The organism is Kineococcus sp. GCM10028916 (genome assembly GCF_042674865.1).
Taxonomy (GTDB): domain Bacteria; phylum Actinomycetota; class Actinomycetes; order Actinomycetales; family Kineococcaceae; genus Kineococcus.
Genome location: NZ_JBHTFM010000003.1, coordinates 419,765 through 445,961 on the forward strand (window position 1 = coordinate 419,765; position 26,197 = coordinate 445,961).

The window sequence follows — 26,197 nt, forward strand, 5'->3', positions numbered from 1 at the left end:
CGAAGCATGGAACTCCACGGCAGCACCGCCCTCGTCACCGGCTCGAACCGCGGCATCGGCCACGCCTTCGCGACCGAACTGCTGCGTCGTGGCGCGAAGGTCTACGCCACCGCCCGCCGCCCCGAGCTCGTCGACATCCCGGGCGTCGAGGTCCTGCGCCTCGACACCCTCGACCAGAGCACCGTCGACGCGGCCGCCGCAGCGGCCCGAGACGTCGACGTCCTCGTCAACAACGCCGCGTTCACCGCCGGTGGGAACCTCGTGGACGGCGACATGGACGCCATCCGCGCGGTCATGGACTCGAACTACTACGGCACGCTCGCGGTGGTCCGCGCGTTCGCGCCGGTCCTCGCCCGCAACGGGGGCGGCGCGATCCTCAACGTGCTCTCGGTCGCCGCGTGGGCCACCGTCGACGGCAACTCCGCCTACGCCGCAGCGAAGTCCGCGCAGTGGGGCCTGACCAACGCGATCCGGGTGGAACTCGCCGGACAGGGCACCCAGGTCTCGGCGCTGGTCCCCGGGATGACCGCCACCGAGCCGATGAAGGCATTCGCAGCGGAGTTCGCGCCGGACCTGCCGGCCGGCGCGATGAACGAACCCGCCGACCTGGTGAACCTCGCGCTCGACGGCCTGGAGGCGGGAGAGCTCGAGATCCTCGACCGGTACGGGGTCCAGGCCAAGAATCTCCTCGCCGGTCCGCCGCGGGCGTTCGACCTCAGCGGCCTCACCGCCTGACCTCTCCCGCCCGTGACCTTGCGGGGACCCCCTGCCCGATCGCGGGTCGGGTCGGGTCGGGTGAGGGTCAGGCGGCGGTGATCTCCCGCAGCGCGGCGCAGCTCGCGCGGTAGATCTCCACCAGGTCGGCGTCCTCGCCGTTCTCGCGCCGCGCGGCCCAGTCGTCCAGGGCGGCGCGCAGCCCGGCGCCGAGGGTCTCGGAGATGATCCGGGTCCGCAGGTCCACGGTGGCCGAGCCGGTCGCGTCCGCGATCCGCCGGAAGAAGGCCCGTGACTGCTCGGCGTCCAGGCGCAGCAGGGCACCGCGCAGCCCGGCGTCCTCCATCACCAGGCAGCGCACCCGCAGCATCCGCTCGACGGACCCGGTCTCGGCGACCATCTCGGCGAGGACGGCGGCGATGGCCCGCTCGAAGTCAGCGAGGGAGGACTGCCCGTCGATCCGGGCCTCGAGGCGTTCGGCCAGGGCGTCGTCGAAGGCGCGGTTGGCACCGAGGGCCGCGTCCTCCTTGGTGGGGAAGTAGCGGAAGAAGGTGCGCGGTGAGACCCCCGCGGCGGCGGCGATGTCGTCGACGGTGGTGCCCTCGGAGCCGTTGCGGGCGAAGAGGTCGAGGGCGACGTGCTCGATCTCCGCCTGGGTGGCCAGTCGACGGCGTTCGCGCAGGTCCGGGACGACGGTCCCCAGGTCGGTCACGGGAATGAGGATAACGACTGTCGAGTTGGCAGACACTGCCATTAGGGTTGTGACTGTCACCACCACGAGGAGTCCCCACCCATGTCCACGAACGAGGACGTGACCCTGCCCGGGGTCGCGACCGACGCGTCCGCCCCGCCCACCGAGAAGGACCGGCTCGCGCCGGGCGACGCCACCGTCATCGCCCTGCTGCTGGTCTCCGCCTTCGTCGTGATCCTCAACGAGACGATCATGGGTGTGGCGCTGCCGCGGCTCATGGCCGACCTCGGCATCACCGCCGCCACCGGTCAGTGGCTCACCACCGGGTTCATGCTGACCATGGCCGTGGTCATCCCGGCCACCGGCTTCATCATGGATCGCTTCCGGTTGCGCCAGGTCTTCATCGCCGCGATGAGCCTGTTCAGCCTCGGCACGGCGATCGCGGCGGTCGCGCCCGGTTTCGAGGTGCTGCTGCTGGGCCGCATCGTCCAGGCCAGCGGGACGGCGGTCATGATGCCGCTGCTCATGACGACGGTGATGACCCTCGTGCCCGCGGCCAGCCGCGGCAAGACGATGGGCATGGTCTCGGTCGTCATCTCCGTCGCCCCGGCCATCGGGCCGACGATCTCCGGCGTCATCCTCTCCGCGCTGTCTTGGCGGTGGATGTTCATCATCGTGCTGCCCATCGCGTTGATCGCCCTCGGGCTCGGCGCCTGGAAGGTCCGCAACGTCACCGCTCCGCGCGACGCCCGCCTCGACGTGCTGTCGCTGGTGCTGTCCGCGATCGGGTTCGGTGGCCTCATCTACGGCCTCGCCAGCATCGGGGAGTCCGCCACCGGCCACGTCCCGGTCGCGCCCTGGATCCCGGTCGTGGTCGGGGTCCTCGCGCTGGCGACGTTCGTCGCGCGGCAGTTCCGCCTGCAGCGCACCTCGAACGCGCTGATGGACCTGCGGGTGTTCGGGAACCGGTCGTTCACCGTCTCGACCGTCGTTCTCGCGACGAGCTTCATGGCCCTGTTCGGCACCCTCATCGTGCTGCCGATCTTCCTGCAGTCCGTCCTGCAGCTGGGATCGCTGGAGACCGGTCTGCTGCTGCTGCCCGGTGGCGCCGTGATGGCCGTCCTCTCGACCGTCGTCGGGCGGTTGTTCGACCGCTTCGGTCCGCGGCCGCTGGTCATCCCGGGGGCGGTCCTGGTCAGCGGGGCCCTGTGGCTGCTCACGACGCTGCACCCGGGGACCCCGGCGGGCATGGTCGTCGTGGTCCACACGGTGCTGAGCGCCGGGCTGGCGTTCATGTTCACGCCGCTGTTCACCTCGGCGCTGGGTTCGCTGCGCGCGGAGCTCTACGGCCACGGCAGCGCGATCGTCGGGACCGTCCAGCAGCTGGCCGGCGCCGCCGGGACCGCGTTGTTCGTCACGGTCCTCTCGACGAGGTCGGCCGCCAGCCTGGCGGACGGTTCCTCGGTGCTGAACGCCACGGCCGACGGCGTCCGGGGGGCGTTCCTCTGGGGCGGGATCATCTCCCTCGTCGCGCTCGTGCTGGCACTGCTGATCCGGCGCCCGCCGGTCGTCCCCGGCCCCCGCGTGCCGGTGCACTGAGTCCCTACCGCAGTTCCCGTCGCCAACGGCCGACCTCCCCTCGGGAGGTCGGCCGTTCGTCGTCGCGCCCTAGGCTCGTGACGTGCTGATCGCCGACCGGGCCGCCCTGCTCCTGCTGGACCCCGACGGTCGCCGCCGGGTGAGCGCCCGCTCGGCGGCCGCCGTGCTGGCCGGGGCGCTGCTCGCCGACCTCGTCCTCGCCGGTCGCGTGGTGGCCGACCTCGACGTCACGGCGCTGCGGGTCCTCCCCGGCCGGGACCCGGTACCCCGCCTGGCCGCCGCGCTGGGGGCGGTCACGCTCACCTCGGGCGCGGTCCGCGCCACCCTCCGCAGGCTCGTCGAGCGCCCGCTGTGGGCGGAGTCGGTGGCCGAGCTGGAGAAGGCCGGCGCGCTGGTGACCGAACGTCGTCATCGGCTCCTGGTCTTCCCGGTGGTGCGCTGGTGGCCCGAGCCGGCGGTCCTCGGACCGCAGCAGGAGTCCGTCGCGGCCGCGTTGACGGCGGCCGGGGTCCGACGCGCAGCCGCCGCCGTCGACCCGGCGACGGTCAGCCTGGTGGCGCTGCTCGCGGGCGTGGGTGGCCTCGGCGTCGTCCCCGGACTGCCGGACGGCGTGGACCCCGGCGAGGCGGCCGCGGTCCTGGCCACCGCCCGGACGTTGCCGGCCGACGTGCTGCAGGCCCTGGCGGACATCGAGACGGCCGTCCCCGTGCTCCTGCAGTCCGCCGGCGGGGGCGACTCCGGGACGGACGGTGGCGGCGGGTACTCCGGTGACGGTGGCCACCACGGCCACGGCCACCACGGCGGTCACTCCGACGGTGGCCACTCCGACGGGGGTTCCTCCGACGGTGGTGGGGGAGACGGCGGTGGCGGTGGTGGGGGTGACTGATCCCCTCACGACCCCCGACGGTCGCTACGTCGTCGTCCGGGGCCGGCTGTGGCGCTGCTCCGACCCGTCGCTGGCGCCGGAACGTCGCCAGGAGCTCGTCGAGGAGTTGATGTCGGCGCGCCGGGCCAAGGGGGCGGCGATGCGGTCCGGGGACGAGGCGGCCCGGACGGCGGCCCGTGAGCGCGTGGAGGCGGCGAAGCGGGGACTGGGCGAGCGTGGCCCCGTCTGGTGGGACGACGACGCCCCCGACCTGACACGGCACCTGGCGAAGAACACGGGTTACGCGGAGTGGTTCGCCGAAGTCTGCGCAGAGTAAACTTTCTGCACTTGACGCACTCCTTGCACTGAGTGCAAGATAAGGACGTGACCGCAGGCCAGCCCTCCCTCCGCGAACGCCGACGCACCGAGACCACCACGTCGATCGCGGAAGCCGCGCTCGACCTCGCGATCGCCAACGGCTGGGACGCGGTCACCGTCGACGAGATCGCCGCGCGCGCGGGGATCTCCCGGCGCACCTTCTTCAACTACTTCGCCACCAAGGACGAGGCGCTGTTCAGCAACGCCGTTCCCTGGAGCGAGCAGAACCTCGCGACGTTCACGTCCTCCGACGGTCCCGTCGTCGACGCGCTGGAACTCCTGTTCGTCGCCCGGACCAGCGCGGAGAAGCACGACCGCGAACGCAGCCTCCAGGTCATGCGCCTCGTCGAGAGCTCGCCCGAACTCCTGCCCGGTCTCCTCGGCCGGGTCGCGCAGGGCGAGAAGGCGCTCGCCGAAGCCGTCGTCGCCCGGGACGGGGTCGACGAGTTCACCGCCCAGGCCATCGCCGCGATCGCCGGCGCGATGGCCCGGGTCAGCGGCATGGGCTGGCTCGCCGGGTTGCAACCCGACCCCGTCACCGCCACGCGCGCGGCCTGGTCCGCGCTGCGCTCCCTCACGTCCTGATCCCACCCCGCACCCGCAGGAGAAACCCCGTGTCCACCACCGTGCCCTCGAGCGCGCCCCCGGCCGCCGACCGGGCGAAACCCCGCATCGGCTGGATCTTCACCAGCCTCGTGCTCGTCATGCTGCTCGCCTCCCTCGACCAGACCATCGTCGGCACGGCGCTGCCCACGATCGTCGGTGAACTCGACGGTCTCCAGCACATGAGCTGGGCCATCACCGCCTACACGCTCGCCATCACGATCGCGATGCCGATCTACGGCAAGGTCGGCGACCTCGTCGGGCGCAAGCGCCTGTTCATCGTGGCCATCGCGGTGTTCCTGCTCGGTTCGGCGCTCGCCGGGTTCTCGCAGAGCATGACGGAGTTCATCGCGTTCCGCTTCCTCCAGGGCCTCGGCGGCTCCGGGCTGATGATCATGTCCCAGACGATCATCGCCGACGTCGTCCCCGCCAAGGACCGCGCGAAGTTCATGGCCCCCATCGGCGCGGTGTTCGGGGTCTCCGCCGTCGCCGGCCCGTTGCTGGGCGGGTGGCTCACCGACGCCGCCGACTGGCGCTGGGTTTTCTGGATCAACCTGCCGCTGGGGATCGTCGCGCTCGTCGTCGCGGCCCTCACCATCAAGCTGCCGAAACGGCACAACTCCGCCCCGATCGACTACGTCGGGATGACGTTGCTGGCGCTCGCCACCACCGGCCTCGTGCTCACGATGAGCTGGGGTGGGACGCAGTACGCGTGGAGCTCGGCCACCATCGTCGCTCTGGCGCTCGCCACCGTCCTCGCGGCGGTCGCGTTCGTGGTCGTCGAGAACAAGGTCCCCGAGCCCGTCATCCCGATGCGGTTCTTCAGGAACCGGACGTTCGTCGTCACCACGCTCCTCGGCCTCGTCGTCGGTGCCGGGATGATGGGCGCCCTGGCCTACCTGCCCACCTACCTGCAGATGGCCTACGGCGTGAACGCCACCGAATCGGGTCTGCTGCTGCTGCCCATGGTCGGCGCGCTGCTGGTGACGAGCATCGGTTCCGGTGCGGTGGTGACGAAGACGGGTCGCTACAAGGTGCTCCCGATCGCCGGGACGTTCATCGCCGCCGTCGCGATGTTCCTCATGTCGACGATGTCCGTCGCCACCCCGCTCTGGCAGGTCTGCGTCTACGTCGGGATCCTCGGCGCGGGTCTCGGGTTGTTCATGCAGATCATCGTCCTGGCCGTGCAGAACGCCGTCAGCCCGAAGGAGATCGGCACCGCCACCAGTTCCAACAACCTGTTCCGCGAACTCGGGGTCACCGTCGGCACCGCCGTCCTGGGCACGGTGTTCTCCAGTCGGCTCACCGAGCGTCTCGGTGGTGTGCTGAGCGGTTCCGCGGACAGCGCCTCGAGCCTCACCCCGGCAGTGGTCCGGTCGTTGCCGGCCGACGTGGCCGACGGGATCGTCACCGCCTACGCGGACTCCCTCGTCCCGATCTTCCTCTGGCTGGTCCCGATGTTCCTCCTCGGCACCGTCATCGCGTTCTTCCTCCCCGAGGTGCCGCTGTCCAGCACCGCTCCGATGAGCGAGGGTGAGGCCGAGGCGGCCGCCGGGGAGCGCGCCGAGGTTCCCGCCCAGGGCACCGGCTCGACCCCCTCCGTGCTCAAGGAGTAGCCGCCGCGGGTGGGATCGTTGCCTCCCCGATGTCGCTGGACGACACCGGGGAGGCAACGATCCCACCGGGAACGCGCGTCAGGACAGGTCGACGGAGACCGTCCGGCCCTCGCGGGCCGACACCTCGCAGGCGTCGGCCAGCACGAGCGCCGCGCGACCGTCCTCGAACCCGGGGGAACCCGCGACGGTCTCGCCGCGGACCGTGGCGATGAACGCGGCGAGTTCCCGTTCGTAGGCCTCCCGGTAGCGTTCCAGGAAGAACCGGCGGTACGGCTCGCCCGTCGAACTGGAGGCGCCGGTCGAGGAACGCACGATCGTCGGCGTCACGTTCCCGACCTCGAGCAGCCCGTCCGGACCGAACGCCTCGAGGCGCTGGTCGTAGCCGTAGGCGCTGTGCCGGGAGTTCGTGATGACGATCGACTCGCCCCCGGAACCCACGAGGGTCGTCACGGCCGCGTCGAAGTCGTCGTGACCGGCGATCCCGGTGTCGAACTGCCGCAACCCGACCGCGGTCACCGAGACGATGTCCGGCACGAAGGAACGGGCCATGTCCAGGTCGTGGATGGCCATGTCGCGGAAGATCCCGCCGGACAGGGGCACGTAGTCGGCGGGCGGCGGTTCCGGGTCGCGGCTGGTGATGGCCAGGTGTTCGAGGCGACCGATCTCGCCGGCCTGGACGCGACGGCGCAGTTCCGCGAAGTGCGGGTCGAAACGGCGGTTGAACCCGAGGACCACGGGGGCCTTCGCCGCGCGGGCGCGCGAGCGGATCGCGTCGACGCGCGCGAGGTCGAGGTCGATGGGCTTCTCGCACAGGGCGGGCAGCCCCGCGTCGAGGCAGGCCTCGAGCAGGTCGACGTGGGTCGGGGTGGGGGAGGCGATGATCACGGCGTCGACGTCGTCGGCGCGGATCGCCGCCAGCGGGTCCGACGTCGCCCGGCCGCCGAACGCCGCCGCGGTCCGTTCGGCCCCCGCGATGAGGGCGTCGCAGGCGACCTGCAGCACGGCGTCCCCGCTGCGGTGGATGCTCGCGGCGTGGACCTGGCCGATGCGGCCGGTGCCGATCAGCGCGAAGCGCAGGGGCTGGGACATCGGTGTCCTTCCGAGAGGGCGTGAGTCCGTTGGTGGACCGGTCCAATGCTAGGGAAGCCCCGGCAGCGGGTCAACGCGGCGGTCTGTCGGTCGAGGAGGGGAAGGGTCAGAGGAGACGGCGGGCGGCGGCCCAGCGGGTCAGCTCGTTGCGGTTGGACAGCTGCAGCTTGCGCAGCACCGCGGACACGTGGGTCTCGACCGTCTTCACCGAGATGAAGAGCTCCTTCGCGACCTCCTTGTAGGCGTAGCCGCGGGCGATGAGCCGCATCACCTCACGCTCGCGGGCCGACAACCGGTCGAGCTCGTCGTCGGCCGCGGCGACCTCACCGGCGCCGGAACCGAACGCGTCGAGGACGAAACCCGCCAGTCGCGGCGAGAACACGGCGTCCCCGTCGGCGACCCGGCGGACCGCCGCGGCGAGTTCCTCGCCGCTGATGGCCTTGGTGACGTAACCCCGTGCGCCGCGGCGGATCACGGCGATGACGTCGTCGGCGGCGTCGGAGACCGACAGGGCCAGGAACCGCACCGGAGGGTCGGCCGTGAGCAGCGACGCGCACTGCGCGAGCACCTGCGCCCCACCGGATCCCGCCCCGGGCGCGGGGTTCTCGTCCGGCCCCGACGGCAGGTGCACGTCGAGCAGCACGACGTCGGGCCGCAGGCGCTGCACCGCCGCCACCGCCCCGCTCACGTCGGCCGCCTCGCCGACGACCTCGAGGTCGTCGGCGGAGGAGAGCTCCGCGCGGACGCCCGAGCGGACCATGCGGTGGTCGTCGACGACGAGGACCCGGATCACGACGTGCCTCCCGGCAGTACGAGCGCCACCTCGGTGCCGCCGTCGGCGGGCCGCCGCACGGTCGCCCGACCGCCGGCCCGGCGCATCCGGCCGATGATGGACTCGCGCACCCCCAGCCGGTCGTCGGGGACGTCGTCCACCTCGAAACCGGGACCCCGGTCGCGCACGAACACCTCCACACCCGCACCCACGGCTTCCGCGTACACCGACACGGTCCCACCCGCGTGCCGGCCGGCGTTCAGCAGTGCCTCCCGGGCCGCCTGGGCCAGCGACGTCAGCGGCTTGTCGAGGACCCGGTTGTCCAGGTCGCCCACGACGACGACCTCGACGACGGCCCCCGACACGTCCTCGACCTCCGTCGCCGCGGCCCGCAGCGCAGCCCCGAGCGTGCCGGCGCTCTGCCCGTGGTCGCCGTACAACCACTGCCGCAGTTCACGTTCCTGCCGTCGCGCCAGCCGGGCGACCTCGCCGGCGTCCGACGACCGCTTCTGGATGAGGGTGAGGGTCTGCAGCACCGAGTCGTGCACGTGGGCGGCCAGCTCGGCCCGTTCCTGCTCACGCGCCAGGGCCGCCCGTTCCTCCCCGAGGTCCTGCCACAGCCGCACCACCCAGGGCGCCAGCACGACGGTCACCCCCACGAGGATCCCCAACCCGGCGACCGTGGAGCGCCAGAACTGGGTCGGGTCACCCACGACGAACAGGAACATCAGGGCGAGGACGACGAGCGCGACGCCCACCGCCACCCGCAGCGCGGCCCGCCGCCCGTCCGTGGAGTCCGCCACCAGCCGACGTCGACGGGTCGTGTCGAGCTGGCCCCACGCCAGCACCACGCCCGCGCCGGCCACGAGCAGCGGGGCCGCGAACCGCGAGGACCCCTTGAGCAGGTTCATCGCCGGCAGCAACCCGAAGCAGACGACCAGGGCGATCCCGGCCAGGGCGTTGCGGTGCGCCACGACCCACGCGGCGGCGTCGGAACGCTGCTCCGGGGGCAGCGCGAGCTGGTTCTCGTCGGGCAGCAGCAACCACAGCGCCGCGTAGAGCGCGACGCCGAAACCCCCGAGGAACGCCCCCGCGACGAACACCGTCCGCACCCGCGACGACGGGATCCCGGTGTGGGCGGCGACGCCCGCGGCCACGCCGGCGACCCGGCGGTGCTCGACCGCGCGGACCAGGACCGGTCGCGGTGCGGGCCCCGTCGCGGGGGGTGCCGTCGTCTGCGTGCTCACCCGCCGATCGTGGCACGCGACCCCCACCCCGGGGATCCCCCGAGCGCCGGAACCAGGGTCGACTCAGGGAAACCCCGGATGTGCCGGGGGTGTCCCGGCGAGCAGTCTCGAACCATGACCACGAGCGAGAACACCCAGCAGACCGACCCCCGCCCCGAGACCCTGCAGGTCCCGGCCGCGCAGAACTCCGCCGACCGCTTCTTCGCGGCGATCCGCCGCTCCGGCCTCGTCCGCAGCCAGGACCGCTGGGTCGCCGGGGTCGCCGGCGGCATCGCCGGACGCCTCGGCATCGACCCCCTCGTCGTGCGGATCGCCTTCATCGTGCTGAGCCTCTTCGGGGGACTCGGGTTCGGCCTCTACGGCCTCGCCTGGGCCCTGCTGCCCGACGCCTCGGCAGCGGCCGGGCGCATCGAGGCGCAGGCGGCCCAGCGCGGCGACGTCTCCGGCGCCCTGGCCCTCGCGGTCGGGCTCGTCGTGCTCGACCTGATCCTCGGCCAGGGCCTGCTCGGCCTCGGCTGGATCTTCTGAGACCCCCCTTCCCCCGTCCCGCCGCCTACCGGGAGAGTCGACCCGTGACCAGCACCACCGCCCCGCCGGAAGGACCCGCCCCCACCGGGCCGGTCCGGGACTGCCGGGCGACGTTCTTCCGCTCCGTGCGCGGGCTCGGGGTCGTCCGTGGCGAGGACCGCTGGTTCGCCGGGGTCTGCGGCGCCGTCGCGGCCCGCACCGGGTACGACCCCCTGCTGGTGCGGGGGACCGTCGCCGCCCTCACCGCCGTCGGCGGTCTCGGTCTGGCCTGCTACGGACTCGCCTGGTTGCTGCTGCCCGACGCACGGAAGGCCGGGCGCATCGAGGCCGAGGCGGTGACCCGGGGCGACGTCTCGGGGGCGGCCTGGCTGGCCGGTGCCCTCGTCGTCCTCGACCTGTTCGTGCCGCGGGCCCTGGTGGGGATCCTCACCACCGGCCGGGCCGGGCCCGGCTGGGGCTTCCTCATCACCACCCTCGTCGCGCTGCTCGGCTGGTGGGTGCTGCGCGACCAGCGCTTCACGCAGTTCGCGCCACCGCGACCCCGCCTCTCGCTGGTGAAGACCCCGAAGGCCCCGCCGTCGTCGGCCCACCGGGACCAGCCCGAGCCCCCGCCCGCCGTCGAACCAGGACCCGTCCGTGAACCCGTCGCCGGGTTCGGGTCCGCGACCGAACGCAGCGCCGCCGCCCGGGCGGAGAAGCACCGCCTCGCCCAGGAGCGCGCGCAGGAGCGGGCGGCCGCGGCCAAGGCCCGCCGTCGCCCCGGATCGCCCCTGCTCACCACCGCCGTCCTCGGTCTCGCGCTGCTCGCCGCCGGGGCCGTGGTCGTCCTCGGCCTGCTGGTCGACCTCCCCGGCCGGACCGTGCCGCTGGCCTGCTGCGCCGCCGTCGCCGTGATGGGGTTCGGGGCCGTCCTCGCCGGGGTCCGGGGCCGGCGCACGGCCCTGGTCGGGCTCGCCTGGCCCGCGGCGTTCTGCGCCGTCGCCACCTCCCTCCTCCCGCCCGCGACGGGCTGGACCTGGCAGGTGCAGAAGACCTGGAGCCCCACCGGCGCGACCGCGCTGAGTTCCGCGGTCGGGCAGCTCAGCGTCGACCCGTCCCGCCTCGACGGGGGACCGGCCCGGGCCACCATCGCCGCGGGGCGCCTCGACGTCCTCGTCCCCGACGACGCGACGGTGCTCGTCGAGGTGCGCGTCCTCGTCGGTTCGGTCCGGTGGCAGGACGACGCCGACGTCGTGGCGCTGGACGGCACGGCCACGCAGCACTCCGTCGACGGCGCCGACCTCAGGCAGGTCTTCGCCGTCGGTCCCGACGCGGCCGCCCTCGCCGACACCCTCGTCGTCCGCGGTGACGATCCCGCCGGCTGGACCGTCCCCGCGGGCACCCCGGAACTGCAGGCCGTGGCCTGGACCGGTGAGGTCCGCCTCGCCGCCGCCGGTTCGACCCTCCTGGAGGACCGGTGAACCCGCGGGGTCCCGACGTCGGGGCCGTCCTCGGTGGTCTCGTCCTGGTGGCCCTCGCGGTGGCCGTCGCGGCGCACGAGGTCCTCGACCGCAGCTGGGACTGGAAGTGGTACGCCGCCGGAGTTCTCCTGCTCACCGGCGTCGCGGTCGTCACGACCGCGGCGGTGGGGGCCCTGGGTGCCGCGCGGGCGGCTCCCCGGGCCGAGGACGACCGGCCCCGGTAACCTCGGGCGCGTGGAGAACCCGGTGGGAACCGTGACCGTCGAGCAGGCCTGGGGAACGTTCGAGGACGGAACCCCGATCGCGCGCTGGGTCCTGGACGACGGGAGGGTGCGGGTCGGTCTCGTCGAGCACGGCGCGAGGATCCAGTCGGTGCTCGTCCCCGACCGGGACGGGAACCTCGTCGACGTCGTCCTCGGGTTCTCCGACCTGGCGCCCTACACCGCCAAGGGACGCTCCTTCGGAGCGACGATCGGGCGGTTCGCCAACCGCATCCGGGGCGGGACGTTCACCCTCGACGGGATCACCTTCGCCGTCCCGCCGACCGACCGCGGCAACGCGATCCACGGCGGACCGCACCCGTTCTCGGAACGGCGCTGGAGCGCCCACCCCGTCGAGGGGGCCTGCGGGGTCCGGTTCTCGCTGCTCAGCCCCGACGGCGACAACGGGTTCCCCGGCAACCTGTCGGTGCACGTCAGCTACGTCCTGCGCGGTGGTGTCCTCACCGTCCTCGCGAGCGCGACCACCGATTCGACGACCGTCGTGAACCTCACGAACCACGCCTACTGGAACCTCGCGGGCGACGGAGCGGGGACGGTCGACGCTCAGCTCGTGCAGGTCGCCGCCGAGCGATTCCTCCCCGTCGACGACGGCGGACTGCCGACGGGTGAGTTCCGCCCCGTCGAGGGCACCCCGTTCGACCTCCGCGAACCCGTTCCGGTCGGCTACCGCGTCGACCTCGAGGACGAGCAGCTGGCCCGCGGGAAGGGTTTCGACCACTGCTTCGTCCTGGCCGACGTCCCCGGCGGGCGCCGGGACGTGACGTTCGCGGCCAAGGTCGAGGAACCCGTCTCCGGGCGGACCCTCGAGGTGTGGACCGACCAGCCCGGGGTGCAGTTCTTCACCGGGGGCTCACTGGCCGGGACGCTCGTGGGCAAGGCGGGGCAGACCTACGGGCCGCGGGCCGGGTTCGCCCTGGAGGCCCAGGGTTTCCCCGACGCCCCGAACCACCCCGAGTTCCCGACGACCGTCCTGCAGCCCGGCGAGGAGTTCCGCACGGTCACCGAGTTCCGCTTCGGCCTGGCCTGAGCGCTCCCGGACCCCGGCGGTCAACCCCGGGTCCGGCGGTAGGTCCGCGTCTTGTGGCGGTTGCCGCAGACCTCCATCGAGCACCACCGTCCGCCACCGTTGCGGGAGGTGTCGTAGAACGCCCAGCGGCAGTCCTCGGACGCGCACAGCTTCAGCCGGCTCCAGCGGCCCGAGGCGACACTGACGGCCACCGTCTCGACGAGGGTGTCGATACCCACGACGCCGGTCCGCGCAGCCACCCGCAGACCCCCCGACGGGTCCGCGACGAGGCGCAGCGGGAAGCGGTCCAACGCGGGTTCGCCGCCCAGCAGGGCCTCGCGCAACGCTGAGCGCAGCGCCCTGGCCGTGGTCACGTCGGCCGGGCGGACCGGGTCGCCGGCGAGGTCGTGCTCGTCCAGCCAGGTCGACAGGTCTCCGGGCGAGGTGAGTGCGTCCCGGCGGACGTGCTGCTCGCCGTGCCGGCTGAACGTCCGTTCGTCGAGGGTGTTGAGGAACTGCTCCACGACCTCGAGGTCCACGACCGCTGCGTTCACGACACCAGCTTACGACTTCAGGGGTGTTGCCACAGAGCGACACCGGTTCTAGTCTCCACTGGTGTCGACTTCGCGGAAGACCCCGGACGCCCGTCCCCTGCTCGCCGTCCCCGACGCCGAGCTGGAGGACCTCCGATCGCGCCTGCGCGCGACGCGCTGGGCCACGGCCTGGCCGCTCCCCGCCTGGCAGGCCGGCACCGACGGCGGCGAACTGCGCCGCCTCGTCGCCCACTGGGCCGACGGGTACGACTGGCGCGCCCAGGAGGCGGCGCTGAACGCCCTCCCGTCCCGGTTCGTGGAGATCGACGGGACGCTCGTGCACCACCTGCTCTTCGAGGGCGAGCGCGCCGACGCGTTGCCCGTCGTCCTCACCAACGGCTGGCCGAGCTCCTTCCTCGAGCACACGGAGTTCGCCCGGCGCCTGACGCACCCGTCGGAGTTCGGCGGGGACGCCCGTGACGCCCTCACCGTGGTCGTCCCGTCCCTGCCGGGGTTCGCGTTCTCCGGACAGCGTCCGGACCTCGAGAACTCGCTGCCCACGCACGAACTCTGGCACCGGCTGATGCACGACGAACTCGGCTTCGAGCGCTACGGCGCCCACGGCAGCGACCTGGGGGCCGGCGTCACCGGCCGGCTCGGTCAGGCGCACCCCGAGGCCGTCGTCGGCATCCACCTCCTCGACGTGGACTCCCGCCACGACGAAGCCGACGGGGAACTCGACGAGGACGAGCGGGCCTACCTCGACGGTCTCGCCGCGTGGCGGGAGGCGGAGGGGGCCTACGGCCACCAGCACAGCACCCGTCCGCTCACCCTGGCCCAGGGGTTGAGCGATTCCCCGTCCGGGCTGCTGGCCTGGATCCTCGAGAAGTACCGCGCCTGGAGCGACTGCGACGGTGATCCCGCGGCGAAGTTCGGTGACGACTTCCTGCTCACCCAGGCCTCGCTCTACTGGTTCACGAACTCGATCTCCACCTCGTTCCGGCCGTACTACGAGAGCGGCAACGGATTCCTGCCCCCGCTGGAACGGGTCACCGTCCCGACCGCGCTCGCCCTGTTCCCCGCCGACCTCGGAGCCCCACCACCGCGGAGCTGGGTGGAACACCGGTACCGCCTCACGCGGTACACGCAGATGCCCCGCGGCGGTCACTTCGCGGCCCGCGAGGAACCCGGACTGCTCGCCGAGGACGTGCTCGCCTTCTTCCGCGACACGGCGGGGTGACGGCGGTTCAGGACGGCCGGACGGGGAGGGTGACGTCGAGGTCGTAGAACCGGGTGGTCTGGGTGGGGCGCTGGTTGTCGTCGCTGACCAGCAGCAGGTTCAGGCGGCGGTCGCCCTGGTTCGACACCAGGGCCATGCCCTCGACGTTGTCCAGCAGCGGGTTCAGCTGCGGCTGTTCCGCGACCGCCCCGAGCGTCGGGCAGGTCACGAGGTCGGCCAGCAGGGTCTTGGCCAGCACGGGGCTGTCCGGGGTCAGGTCCTGCACCGAGCTCACGTCGGTCCCGGTCGCCGGGTCCGCGACGTAGAGGCGGACCGTGTTCCCGACCTGGGCGATGAACTCGCGTTCGACCAGGACCAGCCGGCCGTCGGGGGTCGCGGTCAGCTCGGGAACGCCGAGGCCGGGGTCGGTCTGGTAGGCGTACTGCGCAGCGAGGGCGAACGGAGCGGTCAGGTCGGCGCGGTGCCAGGTCTGGATCCGCAGCACACCGTCGGCGTCACCCAGCAGGTCCTGCTCGTCGTCGGCGAAGAGGGTGAGCCCGTCGGCCGACAGCGTCAGTCCTTCGAGGGACAGGTTCTCCTGGGCCCTCCCGGCGGGGGCGACCTGCAGTTCCGGGGGGAGCGGCAAGGCACCCAGGAGCGTCCCGTCGGTGCTGTAGTGCCGGACCGAGGGACCGGACTCCGAGGACACCCAGAGGGTTCCGTCCCGGTCGGTGACCAGGCCCTCGCTGTCCAGTTCGGCGCCCTCCTCGTCGCGGAGCGCCACGACACCGGTGGGGTTGCGGTCACCGTCGAGGGTGAACAGTTCCGAGCGGTCCGAGAGGGCCAGCAGCGAGCCGTCCGGCCTCGGGGCGAGGGCCGACAGGTTCGCGACCGGCGTCCCGGCGAACGTGGTCTCGTCGAGGTGGTCGTCGAAACCCGTCACTGCGACGGCGGTGCTGCACCGGGCGGTGGTGGCGGCGGCCTTCCCGGTGGTGCCCGCGTTCGCGGCCCCGGACGCGGCGAGGGTGCAGACGGTGGCGAGGACGACGACGGACGCGAGGGTTCTCTTCACGGGCGAGCACGCTAGGAGCTCCGGGGCGGGGTCCTCGGCGACCTCCCGGGGAACGTCGGGCGAAACCTCGCCGACGCTCAGTCGATCGAGGAGTCGCTGAACCAGGCGGCGGTGGCGACGAGCGAACCCACCGCCGCCGCCCGCCGCTGCAGACCGACCACCGAGAACGACGACAGCACGGCCCCGGCGACGACGAACCCGATCCGCAGTCCCAGCGGCCACGGCCCGCGGTCGACGTCGCCACCCGCGACGAGCTGCGCCCGCGGCAGCAGGGCCGTCGCCAACGTCACGTCCCGCACCGCGTAGCGCGCACCCGCCGTGGGCACCGACGCCCACACCGACGTGTCCCCCTCGACGAGGTCCGCGCGCAGCAGCCGCTGGTCGCCGTCGCCGACGGACGTCAGGGGAGCCGGGACGAGCAGTTCGGTCCGGGACAACCAGCCCAGGACCCGGCCGCCGGAGGGCACCGGTGCGGGAACCACGGCCGTCGCCGCGACCGGGACGAACCCGACGTGGTCGCGCACGTCGTCGAGGACGGCGAGCAGGGACCCGTCGGGGGACCAGGCGGCGCCCCCGGCGATCCGGGCGCGGTCCGGGGCGAGGAGCTGGTCCACCGTCCGCCCCGAGCGGTCCAGCACCCGGATCCGCGGCGACCCGGGGGACTGCACGGCGACCCGTGACCCGTCGGGGGAGAACGCGGCCGCGCCGACGTCCCCGGTGAGCAGTTCCGAGCGTCCGCTGCGGGTGTCCAGGACGAAGAGCGGACCCGCGACGGCGGACTCGACGACGTTCGTGGCGTCCGCCCCGACGTAGGCGAGGTAGCGGCTGTCCTGGCTCCACGCCACGGGCACGACGCCCCGCGCCGCCGGCAGCCGGACCACGCGCTCGGCCCCGGTGGCGGTGGTGATCTCCACGAGGTCCGTCGCGGCGGGGGTGGCGCGCCGCTCGCCGACGACGACGAGCGACCCGTCGGGGGACAGCGTCGCCGGCGCCGGGTCGCCGAGGGCGTCTCCCCGTCCGCGGTCGAGGGCCACGTCCACCGTGCGGGTGCCGTGGCCGTCACTGCCCTGGGCCAGGACCTGCGGGGTCCCGGCGATCCCGACGCCCGCGCCCTGCCGGTAGAGGGCGACCGCCCGTCCGAGCGGGGACCGGGTGGAGTCGGCGGTGAGGTGGCTGGAACCGGGGAAGACCCGGGGGACCGAGACCCGGGCGGGGACGTTGCGTCGGCCGGCACCGGCACCCACCGCCAGCACGACCGCGATCCCGAGGACGAGGACCAGGAACCCCACGAGAACGGGCAGCCGGCGCGAGGTCATGCCCCAGCTTCTCCCCGTGAGGCGGCCGTGGCCATCCGGTCGGCGTGCGGATCCGTCGCCGGACCCCCACCGTGGTCGGGTGCCCGAAGGAGACACCGTGTACCGGCTGGCCCGGCGCCTCGACGCGCAACTGTCCGGTCACCGGCTGACCTCGGCCGACCTCCGCGTCCCCCGCTTCGCGACGCTGGACCTGACGGGGGCCGTCGTCCTCGGGACCGTCTCCCGGGGGAAGCACCTGCTCACCCGCTTCGACGTCGGCGGGAGTTCGCTCACCGGACCGACGACGTTGCACACCCACCTCCGGATGGACGGCGAGTGGTCGGTGCTCGGCCCCGGGAAGCGACTGCCGCAGCGGCTGCTGCCCGACGTCCGCGTCCGGCTGAGCACGGACGGTCCGACCGCGCTGGCGTTGCGGATGCCGGTCGTCGAGGTCCTGCCCACCGACCAGGAGGCGAGCGTCGTCGGCCACCTCGGACCGGACCTGCTCGACGCCGCGACCCCGGTCGAGGACCGGGTCCGGGTCGCGGTCGAGAACCTCCGCCGACGTCCGGAGCGCGGCCTCAAGGCGGCCCTGCTCGACCAGCGCAACCTTGCGGGGATCGGCAACCTCTGGGCCGACGAACTCTGCTACCTGCGCGGCCACGACCCCTGGACCCCGGCCGGGACCGTCGACCTCGAGCGCATCGTCCGCCTCGCCGTGAAGCTGCTGACGTTCTCCGTCAGCCCGACCGGCGCGATGCAGGTCACGACGGGGGACACCCGACCCGGTCGCCAGCACTGGGTCTCGGGACGGGCGGGAGCGCCCTGCCGCCGCTGCGGCACCCCGATCGCGGTCCGCGCCGAGGTCCCGGGGGACCCCGAGCAGCGCCGCACCTGGTGGTGCCCCAGCTGCCAGCGCTGACGCCCCGGTGAACCGCCGGTGACGTGCGGGCACCCCGGGACGGGGTCAGGTGAACAGTCGATGTCCGTTGCCCGGAGGCCCTCCGGAATCGTGGGACGGGCCCCCGGCGCGAACTAGTGTTCCCAACGTCCAGCTCACTCCTTCCTGGGAGGAGGTCGCCTTGACGACCCTCCACCAGGTTCCCGCCCAGCGCCAGCGCACCATCCCCTGGCGCTCGTGGGGAACCTTCCTGCTCCTCGCTGGGCCCAACGTCGCGCTCCTGGTCCTGTTCGTCTACAAGCCGCTGATCCAGAACGTGCAGTACTCGCTGCTGCACTGGAACCTGGGTTCGGACACGGCGACGTTCATCGGCCTGCAGAACTACCTGAACTACTTCCACGACCCGAAGACGCCGGCGGTCCTGCTGACGACGGCGATCTTCGCGGTCGTCACCGTCGGCGGGTGCATGTCCATCGGTCTCGCGCTCGCCCGCCTCCTCGACCGGAAGCTGCACGGACGGACGTTCGTCCGCGCCGCGGTGTTCGCGCCCTACGTCCTGTCGGGTGTCGCCGTCGGCATGTGCTGGCTGTTCGTGTTCGACCCCCAGTACGGCCTGGTCTCGGGGTTGCTGCGGGGGCTCGGGATCACCTCGCCGAACTGGTACAACGACCCGCAGTGGTCGCTGGCCATGGTCTGCATCGTCTACCTGTGGAAGTACGTCGGCTACGTCGCCATCATCTACCTGGCCGCCCTGCAGTCGGTCCCGGACGACATCCTGGAAGCCGCCCAGATCGACGGGGCCTCCCCGCTGCGGACGTTCTGGTCGATCATCTTCCCGCTGCTCTCGCCCACCACGTTGTTCCTCACCGTCACGGTGTTCATCGAGTCGAACTCCGGTGGCTCGTTCGACATCATCCGGGCGATGACCAAGGGCGGGCCCCTGGAGGGGACGACCACCATGGTCTACCAGGTCTACCAGGAGGCGTTCGTCGACGGTTCCGCCGGGTACGCCTCCGCGATCGCGACCCTGCTGTTCGTCGGGTTGCTGCTCGTCACCTTGGTCCAGATGGTCTTCGTCGAGCGGAAGGTGCACTACCGGTGAGCGTCGACGTCCCCCGCAAGACCTCCGCGGGCGCACCGCGGATCCCCGCCCAGCGCGGCGCCCGGCCGGCCGCCGGTGAACCCCGGCGCCGGGTCGACGTCGTCGGCTACGCCTGCCTCGTGGTGGCGGCGCTCATCATGGTCGTGCCGTTGCTGTGGATGGTGTTCGCGTCCTTCAAGCAGCGCAACGAGATCTACACGATCCCGACCCGGTGGCTGCCGGAGTCCCTGGACCTCGCGAACTACCTGGACGTCTTCGCGACCGTGCCCTTCGGGCACTTCCTGCTGAACAGCGTCATCACCACCGTCCTCGGCGCCGGGCTCAAGGTCGTCCTCGGGCTGATGTGCGCCTACGCCCTGGTGTTCGTGGAGTTCCCCGGGAAGCGTCTCGTCTTCCTGCTGGTCCTCGCGGCCCTGATGGTGCCGCCGCAGGTCACGCTCATCCCGAACTACACCCTCACCGCCCAGCTCGGCTGGTTGAACACCTACCAGGGGATCATCCTGCCGGGACTGGCCAGTTCGCTGGGGACCTTCCTCTTCCGCCAGCACTTCCAGACCTTCCCGATCTCCGTCCTGGAGGCCGCGACCCTGGACGGCGCGGGCCACTGGCGCCGGCTGTGGGGGTTCGTCGTACCGCTGTCCGCGCCGACCGTCTCGGCGGTCGCGCTCGTCTCCGTCGTCAGCGAGTGGAACCAGTACCTCTGGCCGCTGCTGGTGACCGACAGCGGGAGCATGATGACCCTCCCCGTGGGTCTGACCCTGCTGCAGAACAACGACGGCATCACCAACTGGGGCGTGCTGATGGCGGGCACGGTGCTCGTGATGCTCCCCATCCTGCTCGTCTTCGTCTTCTTCCAGCGTCGACTCGTGGCCGGTCTGGCCACGGGCGCGCTCGCGAACTGACCACCCCGTAGAACTCAGGAGACCCCCGTGAACCCCTCGTCCCACGTGCTGCCCCGACGCGGCGTCCTCGCCCTGGCCGGAGCCGGTGCGGCCGCTCTCGGCCTCGCCGCCTGCTCCGGTCCCTCGACCGCCTCCACCGGCGACTCCACCGCGTCCGCCGCGGCGAAGACCGACTGGACCAAGGTGACCCCGGCCGACACCGTGACGGTGTGGACGAACCACCCCGGTTCCTCGCAGGCCGTCGAGGCGGAGTTCCTCAAGCGCTTCGCCACCTCGAACCCCGACATCACGGTGAACTTCGTGACCGCGGGCGCGAACTACGACGAGATCTCCCAGAAGTTCCAGGCCGCCCTCACCGGTGACGACCTCCCCGACCTCGTCCTCCTCAGCGACGTCTGGTGGTTCCGCTACGCCCTCAACGGCCAGCTCACCCCGCTCGGCGACGTCCTGTCCGGCGCCGGGGTGGACGTCGCGAACTACAACCCGGGCCTCCTCGGGGACTACCAGTACGCCGACGCGCAGTGGGCGGTCCCCTACTGCCGTTCGACGCCGGTCTTCTACTACAACAAGGCGCACTGGAGCGCCGCCGGCCTGCCCGACCGCGGCCCCGACACCTGGGACGAGTTCCAGCAGTGGTTGCCGAAGCTGGCCGCCGCCGGTACCGGCGCGCAGGCGCCCTACGGTCTCGGCAAGGGCACCGGGAACGCGAGCTGGATCCACCAGAGCATGATCTGGGGCATGGGTGGCGCGCTCAGCGACGACTGGAAGATGACCGTCGACAGCGACCCGGTCCTCAAGGCCAGCGACTACCTGCGCAACTACGTCACGCAGGGCTGGGCGGCCGTCTCCTCCTCCGACCAGGCCTCCGACTTCGGTGCGGGGCTGTACTCCTCCGTCATCGGTTCCACGGGTTCGCTCTCCGGCATCCTCAAGGCCGCGAACTTCGAGGTCGGCAACGCCTTCCTGCCCGGCGGCGCCGCAGGCCGGTTCACCCCCACGGGTGGCGCCGGCTTCGCCATCCCGGCCAAGCGGTCCCCCGAGCAGCAGCTCGCCGCGGCCACGTTGCTGAAGTTCCTCGCCGAGGACGACAACACCGCCTACTTCTCCCAGAACACCGGGTACATGCCCGTCACCACGGGCGCCGTGAACTCCTCCACCATGCAGGAGGTCTACGCGCAGACCCCGCTGTTCAAGACTGCCGTCGACCAGCTCGAGAACGTGCGCAAGCAGGACAACGCCCGGGTCTTCGTCCCCGGCGGCGACCAGTCCACGGTCACCGCGTGGGAGAAGGTCATGCTGCAGGGCACGGCGTCGAAGGACGCCTGGGGCACCGCCCAGGACGAGATCGAGCGCTCCTACGAGTCCGACGTCAAGCCCCTCGTGAAGGCCTGACCCGATGGCCCGCCCGCTCGTGATCGCGCACCGCGGGTACTCCGCGGTGGCACCGGAGAACACGCTCGCCGCCTTCGAGGCGGCACTGCGGGCCGGCGCCGACCTGCTGGAGCTCGACGTCCACCTCGACGCCGACGGGGTGCCGGTGGTCGTGCACGACGGCACCCTGGACCGCACCACGGACACCCGCGGTTCCGTGGAGGAACTCGGCAGCGCGCGCGTGCGGGCGGCCGACGCCGGGGCGTGGTTCGCCCCGGCGTTCGCCGGCCAGTGGGTGCCGACCCTGCGGGAGGTCGTCGACGTGGTCGCCCGCTACCCGCAGGCCGGTCTCCTCGTGGAGTTCAAGGGGGCCTGGGGCCCGGCAGCGGCGTCCGGTGCCGTGGAGTCGTTGCGCCTCGCCGGGGTGGCCGGGCGCAGCATCGTCCAGAGCTTCGACCGGTCGAGCGTCGCCGCGTTGCGCGACGTGGCCCCGGACGTGCGGCGGGCCCTGCTCGTGCTGCAGCCCGGTCCGCCGATGGGTTGGGCCGAGCTGGAACAGTCCCTCCGCGACATCGCCCAGAACCCGTTCACCGCGTTGTCCACCCCCACCGGGGTGGCCTTCGAACAGGCCAGGCGGGCGGTCGCGGAACTGGGGGTGGTGGCGGTCAACCCCTACGTCGCCAGCATCGTCGCCAGCCCCCACATCGTCGCCGAGTACCACGCGGCAGGCGTCGCGACCTACCCCTACACCGTCGACGAACCCCGGTTGTGGAGCGATCTGCTGCACCACCGCGTCGACGGCATCATCACCAACGACCCCGGCCGCCTCCGCGGTTTCGTCGACGCCCGCGAGGTGCGCCTCGTCCAGGACAGCGCGACGGAGGAGCGGCAGGAGCTGACCGTCGCCGCGACCCGGCAGGGTCACGCCGCCCGCCGCCTCACCTCGGCCTGACGGCTCCCCGGACCCGCCTCAGGAGGTCGTGAGGTCGCTGGGGTCGCCGAACTCCAGGGTCCCGTCCTCGGCCACCCGGGCCCGCACGACCCGGGAGTACCCCTCGGCGACGAGCGCGTCGAAGAGGGGCTGCATCCGCTTGGCCTGCTTCACCAGGGCGACCCGGGCGCCGCCGGCGATGAGTTCCTGCTGCTTGCGCAGCAGTTCCCCGGGGTTCGCTCCGGCCGGGTGGACGAGGGCGATCGCAGGGGTCTCCTCGTCACCGGAGGACAGTTCGTCCACGATGCGCTCGAAACCGATCGAGAACCCCGCGGCCGGCAGGTCGCGGCCGGAGAACCGGCCGACCATGTTGTCGTAGCGGCCACCACCGGCGATGGAGGACGAGCTGCCCGGCATCGACATCTCGAAGATCGGGCCCGTGTAGTACCCCATCCCGCGCACCAGGGTGACGTCGAACTGGACGTCGAGGTCGGGGGCGGAGCGGGCGAGGGCGTCGGCGATCTCGCGGAGCCGGACGACGACCTCGGTGGGGACGGCCTCGGGCAGCGCGGACTCGAGGACGCCCGGGGTGCGGACGTCGCGCAGCGGCAGCAGTTCGGTCAGCGACTTCTCCAGCGCGGAGACCGACCCCTCGTCGAACCCCTTGGACCGCAGTTCCGCGAGGACCCCGTCGAGCCCGACCTTGTCGGCCTTGTCGACGGTGATGAGCACACTGCCGTGGGCGTCCTCGGCGAAACCGCACCCGGTGAGCAGCCCCGTCAGGACACCCCGGTCGTTGAGGCGCAGCGTCGTGCCCGTGAGCCCGAGGCGCGTCAGCGCGGTGTGCGTCGCGGTCACGAGCTCGACCTCGGCGAGGCTGCCAGGTTCGCCGACGATGTCGATGTCGCACTGCACGAACTGGCGGTAGCGACCCTTCTGCGGACGCTCCGCTCGCCAGACCGGCCCGATCTGCAGCGCCTTGAACGGCATCCGCAGCGCCGCCGCGTTCGAGGCGACGTAGCGGGTGAGGGGCACGGTGAGGTCGAAGCGCAGACCCAGGTCCGCGGCGTCGCCGGGCAGCAGGGCCTCGTCGGCCGCGAGCCCCCGGCGCATGACCTTGAACAGCATCTTCTCGTTCTCGCCGCCCTGCCCCGACTCCAGCCGGGACAGTTCCTCCAGCGCCGGCGTCTCGACCTCGTCGAAGCCGAAGGAGCGGTAGACCTCGCGGATCACGTGCAGCGCGTGCTCCCGGCGGGCCTTGTCGACGGGGAGGATGTCACGCATGCCCCGCGCGGGGACGACCTTCGCTGCCATGCCCCCATCGTAGGAGAGGCGAGCGGAGGGTCCGTCCGCGCGCGGGGCGGGGTCAGGGCTGGGCGAGGACGGCGCGCGCCAGGGAGGTGTGGGTGATCAGGGTCGAGACGATGCCGCTGCGCAGCGCGGTCGCGGTGGCCTCGCCGCGCTGATCGCCGCAGGCCATCGCGATGACGTCCGGGGTCGCCCGCAGCTGCGGGCCGGTCACCCCGATGACGCGGTCGGCGAGGGCGTCCACCTCCTTGCCGTCGAGCCCCAGCAGGACCCCGGTGATCTCGGCGACGACCCCGGCCTGGGAGAGCGCGTCGCGGTCGGCGTCCCCGAGGGAGTCCAGCGCCGTGGACTCACCCGGGCGCCAGGCCCCCACGGACACGACGGCCTTCGTCAGCCGGTCGAGTTCGGCCAGCGCCTCGCTGATGCCGGACTGCGAGCGCAGCCCGTCGGCGGTGGCGGCGTCGGGGACGGCGAGGGGCGCGTAGAAGGTCGTCGAGGATGATCCCGTCGCCTCGGCCATCCGCCGGACGAGCTCGACGGCGCTCTCCTCCACGTCCGGGCGCGGCAGGGCACCGGAGAGCTGGACGAAGCGGCAGCCGATGTTCGCCCCGACGGAGGCGGCCAGCAGGGAGATCGTGCGACCCCAGGCGAGTCCGACGACGTCCTCGGCCGTGACGCTCTCCTCCAGCAGGCCCGCGGTGAAGTTCGCGACGGCCCGGCGCTGACCCACCACGCTGTCCTCGTCGGGTCTCACGACGTAGACCGCCCGCACGCCGAAGCGCTCGCGCAGCGCGTCGGCGAGCTCTCCGTCCAGGGAACTCGGGACGACGACCTCGATCTGCACGAGGCCGGCCTCCTGGGCGTCCGCCAGCAGGCGGGCGACCTTGAACCGGCTCACCCCGAGCTGCTTGGCGATCTCGACCTTGGTCAGGCCCTCGACGTAGAAGCGCCGGGCGGCGGCCGCCGCGAGTGCGAGCGCACTCGTGGACATCCGTCGCGAGGCGGTACCGCGGGCCGGCGTCTTCGCCATGGCACCTCCTTCGCCGACCGTGGTGTCCGGCCGGGCTGACGTCGGGTGGAGAACGGGCACTGCGAGTTGACAGCTGCGTGCGACGCGGGTCACGATCAGCACAGCTGAGAGTAGCCCGCTCATTTGAGCGGTTGCAACGGCCGCGAGCCGGAGCACCTTGTCGACGAAGACACTGGAGGGGACACGATGGCTGGACGTCAGGGCCTGTCGAAGAAGGACGCCGCACCGGGCGTGTTCACGTCGGCGGCGAACTCGCCGCTGAGCCGCCGCGTAGCCACCACGCTGAGCCGCCGGGCAGCTCTGGGTGGCGCGGCCGGTGTCGGTACCGCCGCCGCGCTGAGCGCCTGCTCGGGCGCCGGCGGCGGGACCACGGGCGGCGGCGGTGGTGGCGGCGACAGCAAGACGATCAACGTCATCATGGTCAACAACCCGCAGATGGTGGACCTGCAGAAGCTCACCGCGGACAACTTCACCAAGGACACCGGCATCACCGTGAAGTACACGGTCCTGCCCGAGAACGACGTCCGCGACAAGATCAGCCAGGAGTTCTCCAGCCAGGCCGGTCAGTACGACGTCGCGTCGATCTCGAACTACGAGGTCCCGTTCTACTCCAAGAACGACTGGCTCGCCCCGATGGACGACTTCATCGAGGCGGATTCCGCGTTCGGCCAGGACGACATCCTGAAGCCGTTGGCCACCGCGCTGACCGGCGACGACGGCAAGGTCTACGGCGAGCCGTTCTACGGCGAGTCCTCGTTCCTGATGTACCGCAAGGACGTCTTCGAGGCCAACGGCATCACCATGCCGGACAAGCCGACCTGGGACGAGGTCGCGGGTTTCGCGGCCCAGCTCGACGGCAAGACGCCCGGCATGAAGGGCATCGCCCTGCGCGGCCAGCCCGGCTGGGGCCAGGTCTTCGCCCCGCTCACGACGGTGGTCAACACCTTCGGCGGCACCTGGTTCGACGAGGACTGGACCGCCCAGGTCAACGCCCCGGAGTTCGTGGCCGCGACGAAGTTCTACGTCGACCTCGTCACGGCGCACGGCGAGTCCGGCGCCCCGCAGGCCGGGTTCACCGAGTGCCTCAACGGCATGACCCAGTCGCAGGTCGCCATGTGGTACGACGCGACCTCCGCCGCCGGTTCGCTGGACGCCAGCGGTTCCCCGGTGGCCGGCAAGATGGGCTACGTCGCCGCCCCCGTGAGCCAGACCGGTTCCTCGGGCTGGCTGTACACCTGGGCGTGGGGCATCCAGAAGGCCTCCAAGAACCAGGAGAACGCCTGGAAGTTCGTCTCCTGGGCCTCCAGCAAGGAGTACGAGGAACTCGTCGGCGCCCAGGTCGGCTGGGCCAGCGTGCCCGCGGGCAAGCGCAACTCGACCTACGAGAACGCCGACTACCAGAAGTCGGCCGCCCCGTTCTACAAGGCCACCCAGGACGCCATCAACGCCGCGAACCCGGAGGACCCGGGTGTGCAGAAGCGTCCGGCCGCCGGCATCCAGTTCGTGGCCATCCCCGAGTTCGCCGACATGGCGACCCAGGTCTCGCAGCTCGTCTCCTCGGCCATCGCCGGTCAGATGAGCGTCGAGGACGCCCTCGACCAGGGCCAGGACCTCGCGACCAAGCTGGTCAGCGACAAGTACAAGAAGTGAGTCGTCGCCGCGACCCCCGGGTTCCCCGGGGGTC

26 protein-coding genes are annotated in these 26,197 nt (G+C 72.4%); 17 read left to right on the plus strand and 9 right to left on the minus strand.

What is annotated here, in order from left to right; translation table 11 throughout:
- Window positions 1-6: 6 nt before the first annotated feature.
- Window positions 7-735 (plus strand): SDR family NAD(P)-dependent oxidoreductase, encoded by a 729-nt coding sequence (locus ACFQ46_RS04580; RefSeq protein ID WP_380257635.1) that lies wholly within the window; start codon window positions 7-9, stop codon window positions 733-735.
- Window positions 736-802: 67 nt separating this feature from the next.
- On the opposite strand, the gene ACFQ46_RS04585 is transcribed toward ACFQ46_RS04580, so the two are convergent.
- Complete coding sequence (locus ACFQ46_RS04585) at window positions 803-1,426, minus strand: TetR family transcriptional regulator (RefSeq protein WP_380257637.1); 624 nt, start codon at window positions 1,424-1,426, stop codon at window positions 803-805.
- 81 nt (window positions 1,427-1,507) lie between these two features.
- Between ACFQ46_RS04585 and ACFQ46_RS04590 the strand changes: the two genes are divergently transcribed.
- The 5 genes from ACFQ46_RS04590 (at window position 1,508) to ACFQ46_RS04610 (ending at window position 6,466) form a co-directional block, all read left to right on the plus strand.
- A complete protein-coding gene (locus ACFQ46_RS04590; RefSeq protein ID WP_380257639.1) occupies window positions 1,508-3,004 on the plus strand; it encodes an MDR family MFS transporter in 1,497 nt (498 codons plus the stop codon).
- An 82-nt stretch (window positions 3,005-3,086) separates the two neighbouring features.
- Window positions 3,087-3,890 (plus strand): GPP34 family phosphoprotein, encoded by an 804-nt coding sequence (locus ACFQ46_RS04595; protein ID WP_380257641.1) that lies wholly within the window; start codon window positions 3,087-3,089, stop codon window positions 3,888-3,890.
- Window positions 3,874-4,206: a hypothetical protein gene (locus tag ACFQ46_RS04600; protein WP_380258427.1), complete on the plus strand. Its 333-nt coding sequence runs from the start codon at window positions 3,874-3,876 to the stop codon at window positions 4,204-4,206. The genes ACFQ46_RS04595 and ACFQ46_RS04600 overlap by 17 nt, the downstream gene beginning before the upstream one ends.
- Before the next feature lie 47 nt (window positions 4,207-4,253).
- On the plus strand, window positions 4,254-4,832 hold the full coding sequence (locus ACFQ46_RS04605; protein ID WP_380257643.1) for a TetR/AcrR family transcriptional regulator: 579 nt from the start codon (window positions 4,254-4,256) through the stop codon (window positions 4,830-4,832).
- A 29-nt stretch (window positions 4,833-4,861) separates the two neighbouring features.
- Window positions 4,862-6,466: an MDR family MFS transporter gene (locus ACFQ46_RS04610; protein WP_380257645.1), complete on the plus strand. Its 1,605-nt coding sequence runs from the start codon at window positions 4,862-4,864 to the stop codon at window positions 6,464-6,466.
- Between the two features lie 78 nt (window positions 6,467-6,544).
- Here the strand turns inward: ACFQ46_RS04610 and ACFQ46_RS04615 are convergent, their stop codons facing one another.
- The 3 genes from ACFQ46_RS04615 to ACFQ46_RS04625 form a co-directional block, all read right to left on the minus strand.
- A complete protein-coding gene (locus tag ACFQ46_RS04615) occupies window positions 6,545-7,555 on the minus strand; it encodes a Gfo/Idh/MocA family oxidoreductase (protein ID WP_380257647.1) in 1,011 nt (336 codons plus the stop codon).
- 106 nt (window positions 7,556-7,661) lie between these two features.
- Window positions 7,662-8,315: a LuxR C-terminal-related transcriptional regulator gene (locus ACFQ46_RS04620; RefSeq protein ID WP_380162268.1), complete on the minus strand. Its 654-nt coding sequence runs from the start codon at window positions 8,313-8,315 to the stop codon at window positions 7,662-7,664.
- Between the two features lie 29 nt (window positions 8,316-8,344).
- Window positions 8,345-9,574, minus strand: coding sequence for a sensor histidine kinase (locus ACFQ46_RS04625; protein WP_380257649.1), 1,230 nt, complete (start codon window positions 9,572-9,574; stop codon window positions 8,345-8,347).
- Window positions 9,575-9,688: 114 nt separating this feature from the next.
- On the opposite strand from ACFQ46_RS04625, the gene ACFQ46_RS04630 reads away from it, so the two are divergent.
- The 4 genes from ACFQ46_RS04630 to ACFQ46_RS04645 are packed head-to-tail and all read left to right on the plus strand — an operon-like array spanning window position 9,689 to window position 12,870.
- Complete coding sequence (locus ACFQ46_RS04630) at window positions 9,689-10,102, plus strand: PspC domain-containing protein (RefSeq protein WP_328294223.1); 414 nt, start codon at window positions 9,689-9,691, stop codon at window positions 10,100-10,102.
- Between the two features lie 44 nt (window positions 10,103-10,146).
- Complete coding sequence (locus ACFQ46_RS04635) at window positions 10,147-11,562, plus strand: PspC domain-containing protein (protein ID WP_380257652.1); 1,416 nt, start codon at window positions 10,147-10,149, stop codon at window positions 11,560-11,562.
- Window positions 11,559-11,786: a hypothetical protein gene (locus ACFQ46_RS04640; RefSeq protein WP_380257654.1), complete on the plus strand. Its 228-nt coding sequence runs from the start codon at window positions 11,559-11,561 to the stop codon at window positions 11,784-11,786. The genes ACFQ46_RS04635 and ACFQ46_RS04640 overlap by 4 nt, the downstream gene beginning before the upstream one ends.
- Before the next feature lie 10 nt (window positions 11,787-11,796).
- Window positions 11,797-12,870: an aldose epimerase family protein gene (locus ACFQ46_RS04645; protein ID WP_380257656.1), complete on the plus strand. Its 1,074-nt coding sequence runs from the start codon at window positions 11,797-11,799 to the stop codon at window positions 12,868-12,870.
- 20 nt (window positions 12,871-12,890) lie between these two features.
- Here ACFQ46_RS04645 and ACFQ46_RS04650 read toward each other — a convergent pair whose 3' ends face one another.
- The gene (locus ACFQ46_RS04650) at window positions 12,891-13,403 is read right to left on the minus strand and encodes a CGNR zinc finger domain-containing protein (RefSeq protein WP_380257658.1); all 513 of its coding nucleotides are present in this window, start codon (window positions 13,401-13,403) and stop codon (window positions 12,891-12,893) included.
- A gap of 61 nt (window positions 13,404-13,464) precedes the next feature.
- Between ACFQ46_RS04650 and ACFQ46_RS04655 the strand changes: the two genes are divergently transcribed.
- Window positions 13,465-14,622, plus strand: a complete 1,158-nt coding sequence (locus ACFQ46_RS04655; protein ID WP_380257660.1) for an epoxide hydrolase family protein — start codon at window positions 13,465-13,467, stop codon at window positions 14,620-14,622.
- A 7-nt stretch (window positions 14,623-14,629) separates the two neighbouring features.
- On the opposite strand, the gene ACFQ46_RS04660 is transcribed toward ACFQ46_RS04655, so the two are convergent.
- Both ACFQ46_RS04660 and ACFQ46_RS04665 read right to left on the minus strand, forming a co-directional pair.
- A complete protein-coding gene (locus ACFQ46_RS04660) occupies window positions 14,630-15,673 on the minus strand; it encodes an esterase-like activity of phytase family protein (RefSeq protein ID WP_380257662.1) in 1,044 nt (347 codons plus the stop codon).
- A 77-nt stretch (window positions 15,674-15,750) separates the two neighbouring features.
- The gene (locus ACFQ46_RS04665; RefSeq protein WP_380257664.1) at window positions 15,751-16,989 is read right to left on the minus strand and encodes a TolB family protein; all 1,239 of its coding nucleotides are present in this window, start codon (window positions 16,987-16,989) and stop codon (window positions 15,751-15,753) included.
- 79 nt (window positions 16,990-17,068) lie between these two features.
- On the opposite strand from ACFQ46_RS04665, the gene ACFQ46_RS04670 reads away from it, so the two are divergent.
- From ACFQ46_RS04670 to ACFQ46_RS04690, 5 genes are all read left to right on the plus strand, one after another.
- On the plus strand, window positions 17,069-17,890 hold the full coding sequence (locus ACFQ46_RS04670; RefSeq protein WP_380257666.1) for a DNA-formamidopyrimidine glycosylase family protein: 822 nt from the start codon (window positions 17,069-17,071) through the stop codon (window positions 17,888-17,890).
- Between the two features lie 160 nt (window positions 17,891-18,050).
- Entirely contained in the window at window positions 18,051-18,971 is a 921-nt protein-coding gene (locus tag ACFQ46_RS04675) for a carbohydrate ABC transporter permease (RefSeq protein ID WP_380257668.1), read from the plus strand.
- A complete protein-coding gene (locus ACFQ46_RS04680; RefSeq protein ID WP_380257670.1) occupies window positions 18,968-19,873 on the plus strand; it encodes a carbohydrate ABC transporter permease in 906 nt (301 codons plus the stop codon). The genes ACFQ46_RS04675 and ACFQ46_RS04680 overlap by 4 nt, the downstream gene beginning before the upstream one ends.
- A 27-nt stretch (window positions 19,874-19,900) precedes the next feature.
- On the plus strand, window positions 19,901-21,265 hold the full coding sequence (locus ACFQ46_RS04685) for an ABC transporter substrate-binding protein (RefSeq protein ID WP_380257672.1): 1,365 nt from the start codon (window positions 19,901-19,903) through the stop codon (window positions 21,263-21,265).
- A gap of 4 nt (window positions 21,266-21,269) precedes the next feature.
- Window positions 21,270-22,196: a glycerophosphodiester phosphodiesterase gene (locus ACFQ46_RS04690; protein ID WP_380257674.1), complete on the plus strand. Its 927-nt coding sequence runs from the start codon at window positions 21,270-21,272 to the stop codon at window positions 22,194-22,196.
- A gap of 18 nt (window positions 22,197-22,214) precedes the next feature.
- On the opposite strand, the gene hisS is transcribed toward ACFQ46_RS04690, so the two are convergent.
- Both hisS and ACFQ46_RS04700 read right to left on the minus strand, forming a co-directional pair.
- A complete protein-coding gene (hisS, locus tag ACFQ46_RS04695) occupies window positions 22,215-23,489 on the minus strand; it encodes a histidine--tRNA ligase (RefSeq protein WP_380257676.1) in 1,275 nt (424 codons plus the stop codon).
- Between the two features lie 52 nt (window positions 23,490-23,541).
- Complete coding sequence (locus ACFQ46_RS04700) at window positions 23,542-24,513, minus strand: sugar-binding transcriptional regulator (protein WP_380257678.1); 972 nt, start codon at window positions 24,511-24,513, stop codon at window positions 23,542-23,544.
- A 186-nt stretch (window positions 24,514-24,699) separates the two neighbouring features.
- On the opposite strand from ACFQ46_RS04700, the gene ACFQ46_RS04705 reads away from it, so the two are divergent.
- Window positions 24,700-26,163: an ABC transporter substrate-binding protein gene (locus ACFQ46_RS04705; RefSeq protein WP_380257680.1), complete on the plus strand. Its 1,464-nt coding sequence runs from the start codon at window positions 24,700-24,702 to the stop codon at window positions 26,161-26,163.
- The last annotated feature ends 34 nt before the right edge of the window (window positions 26,164-26,197 follow it).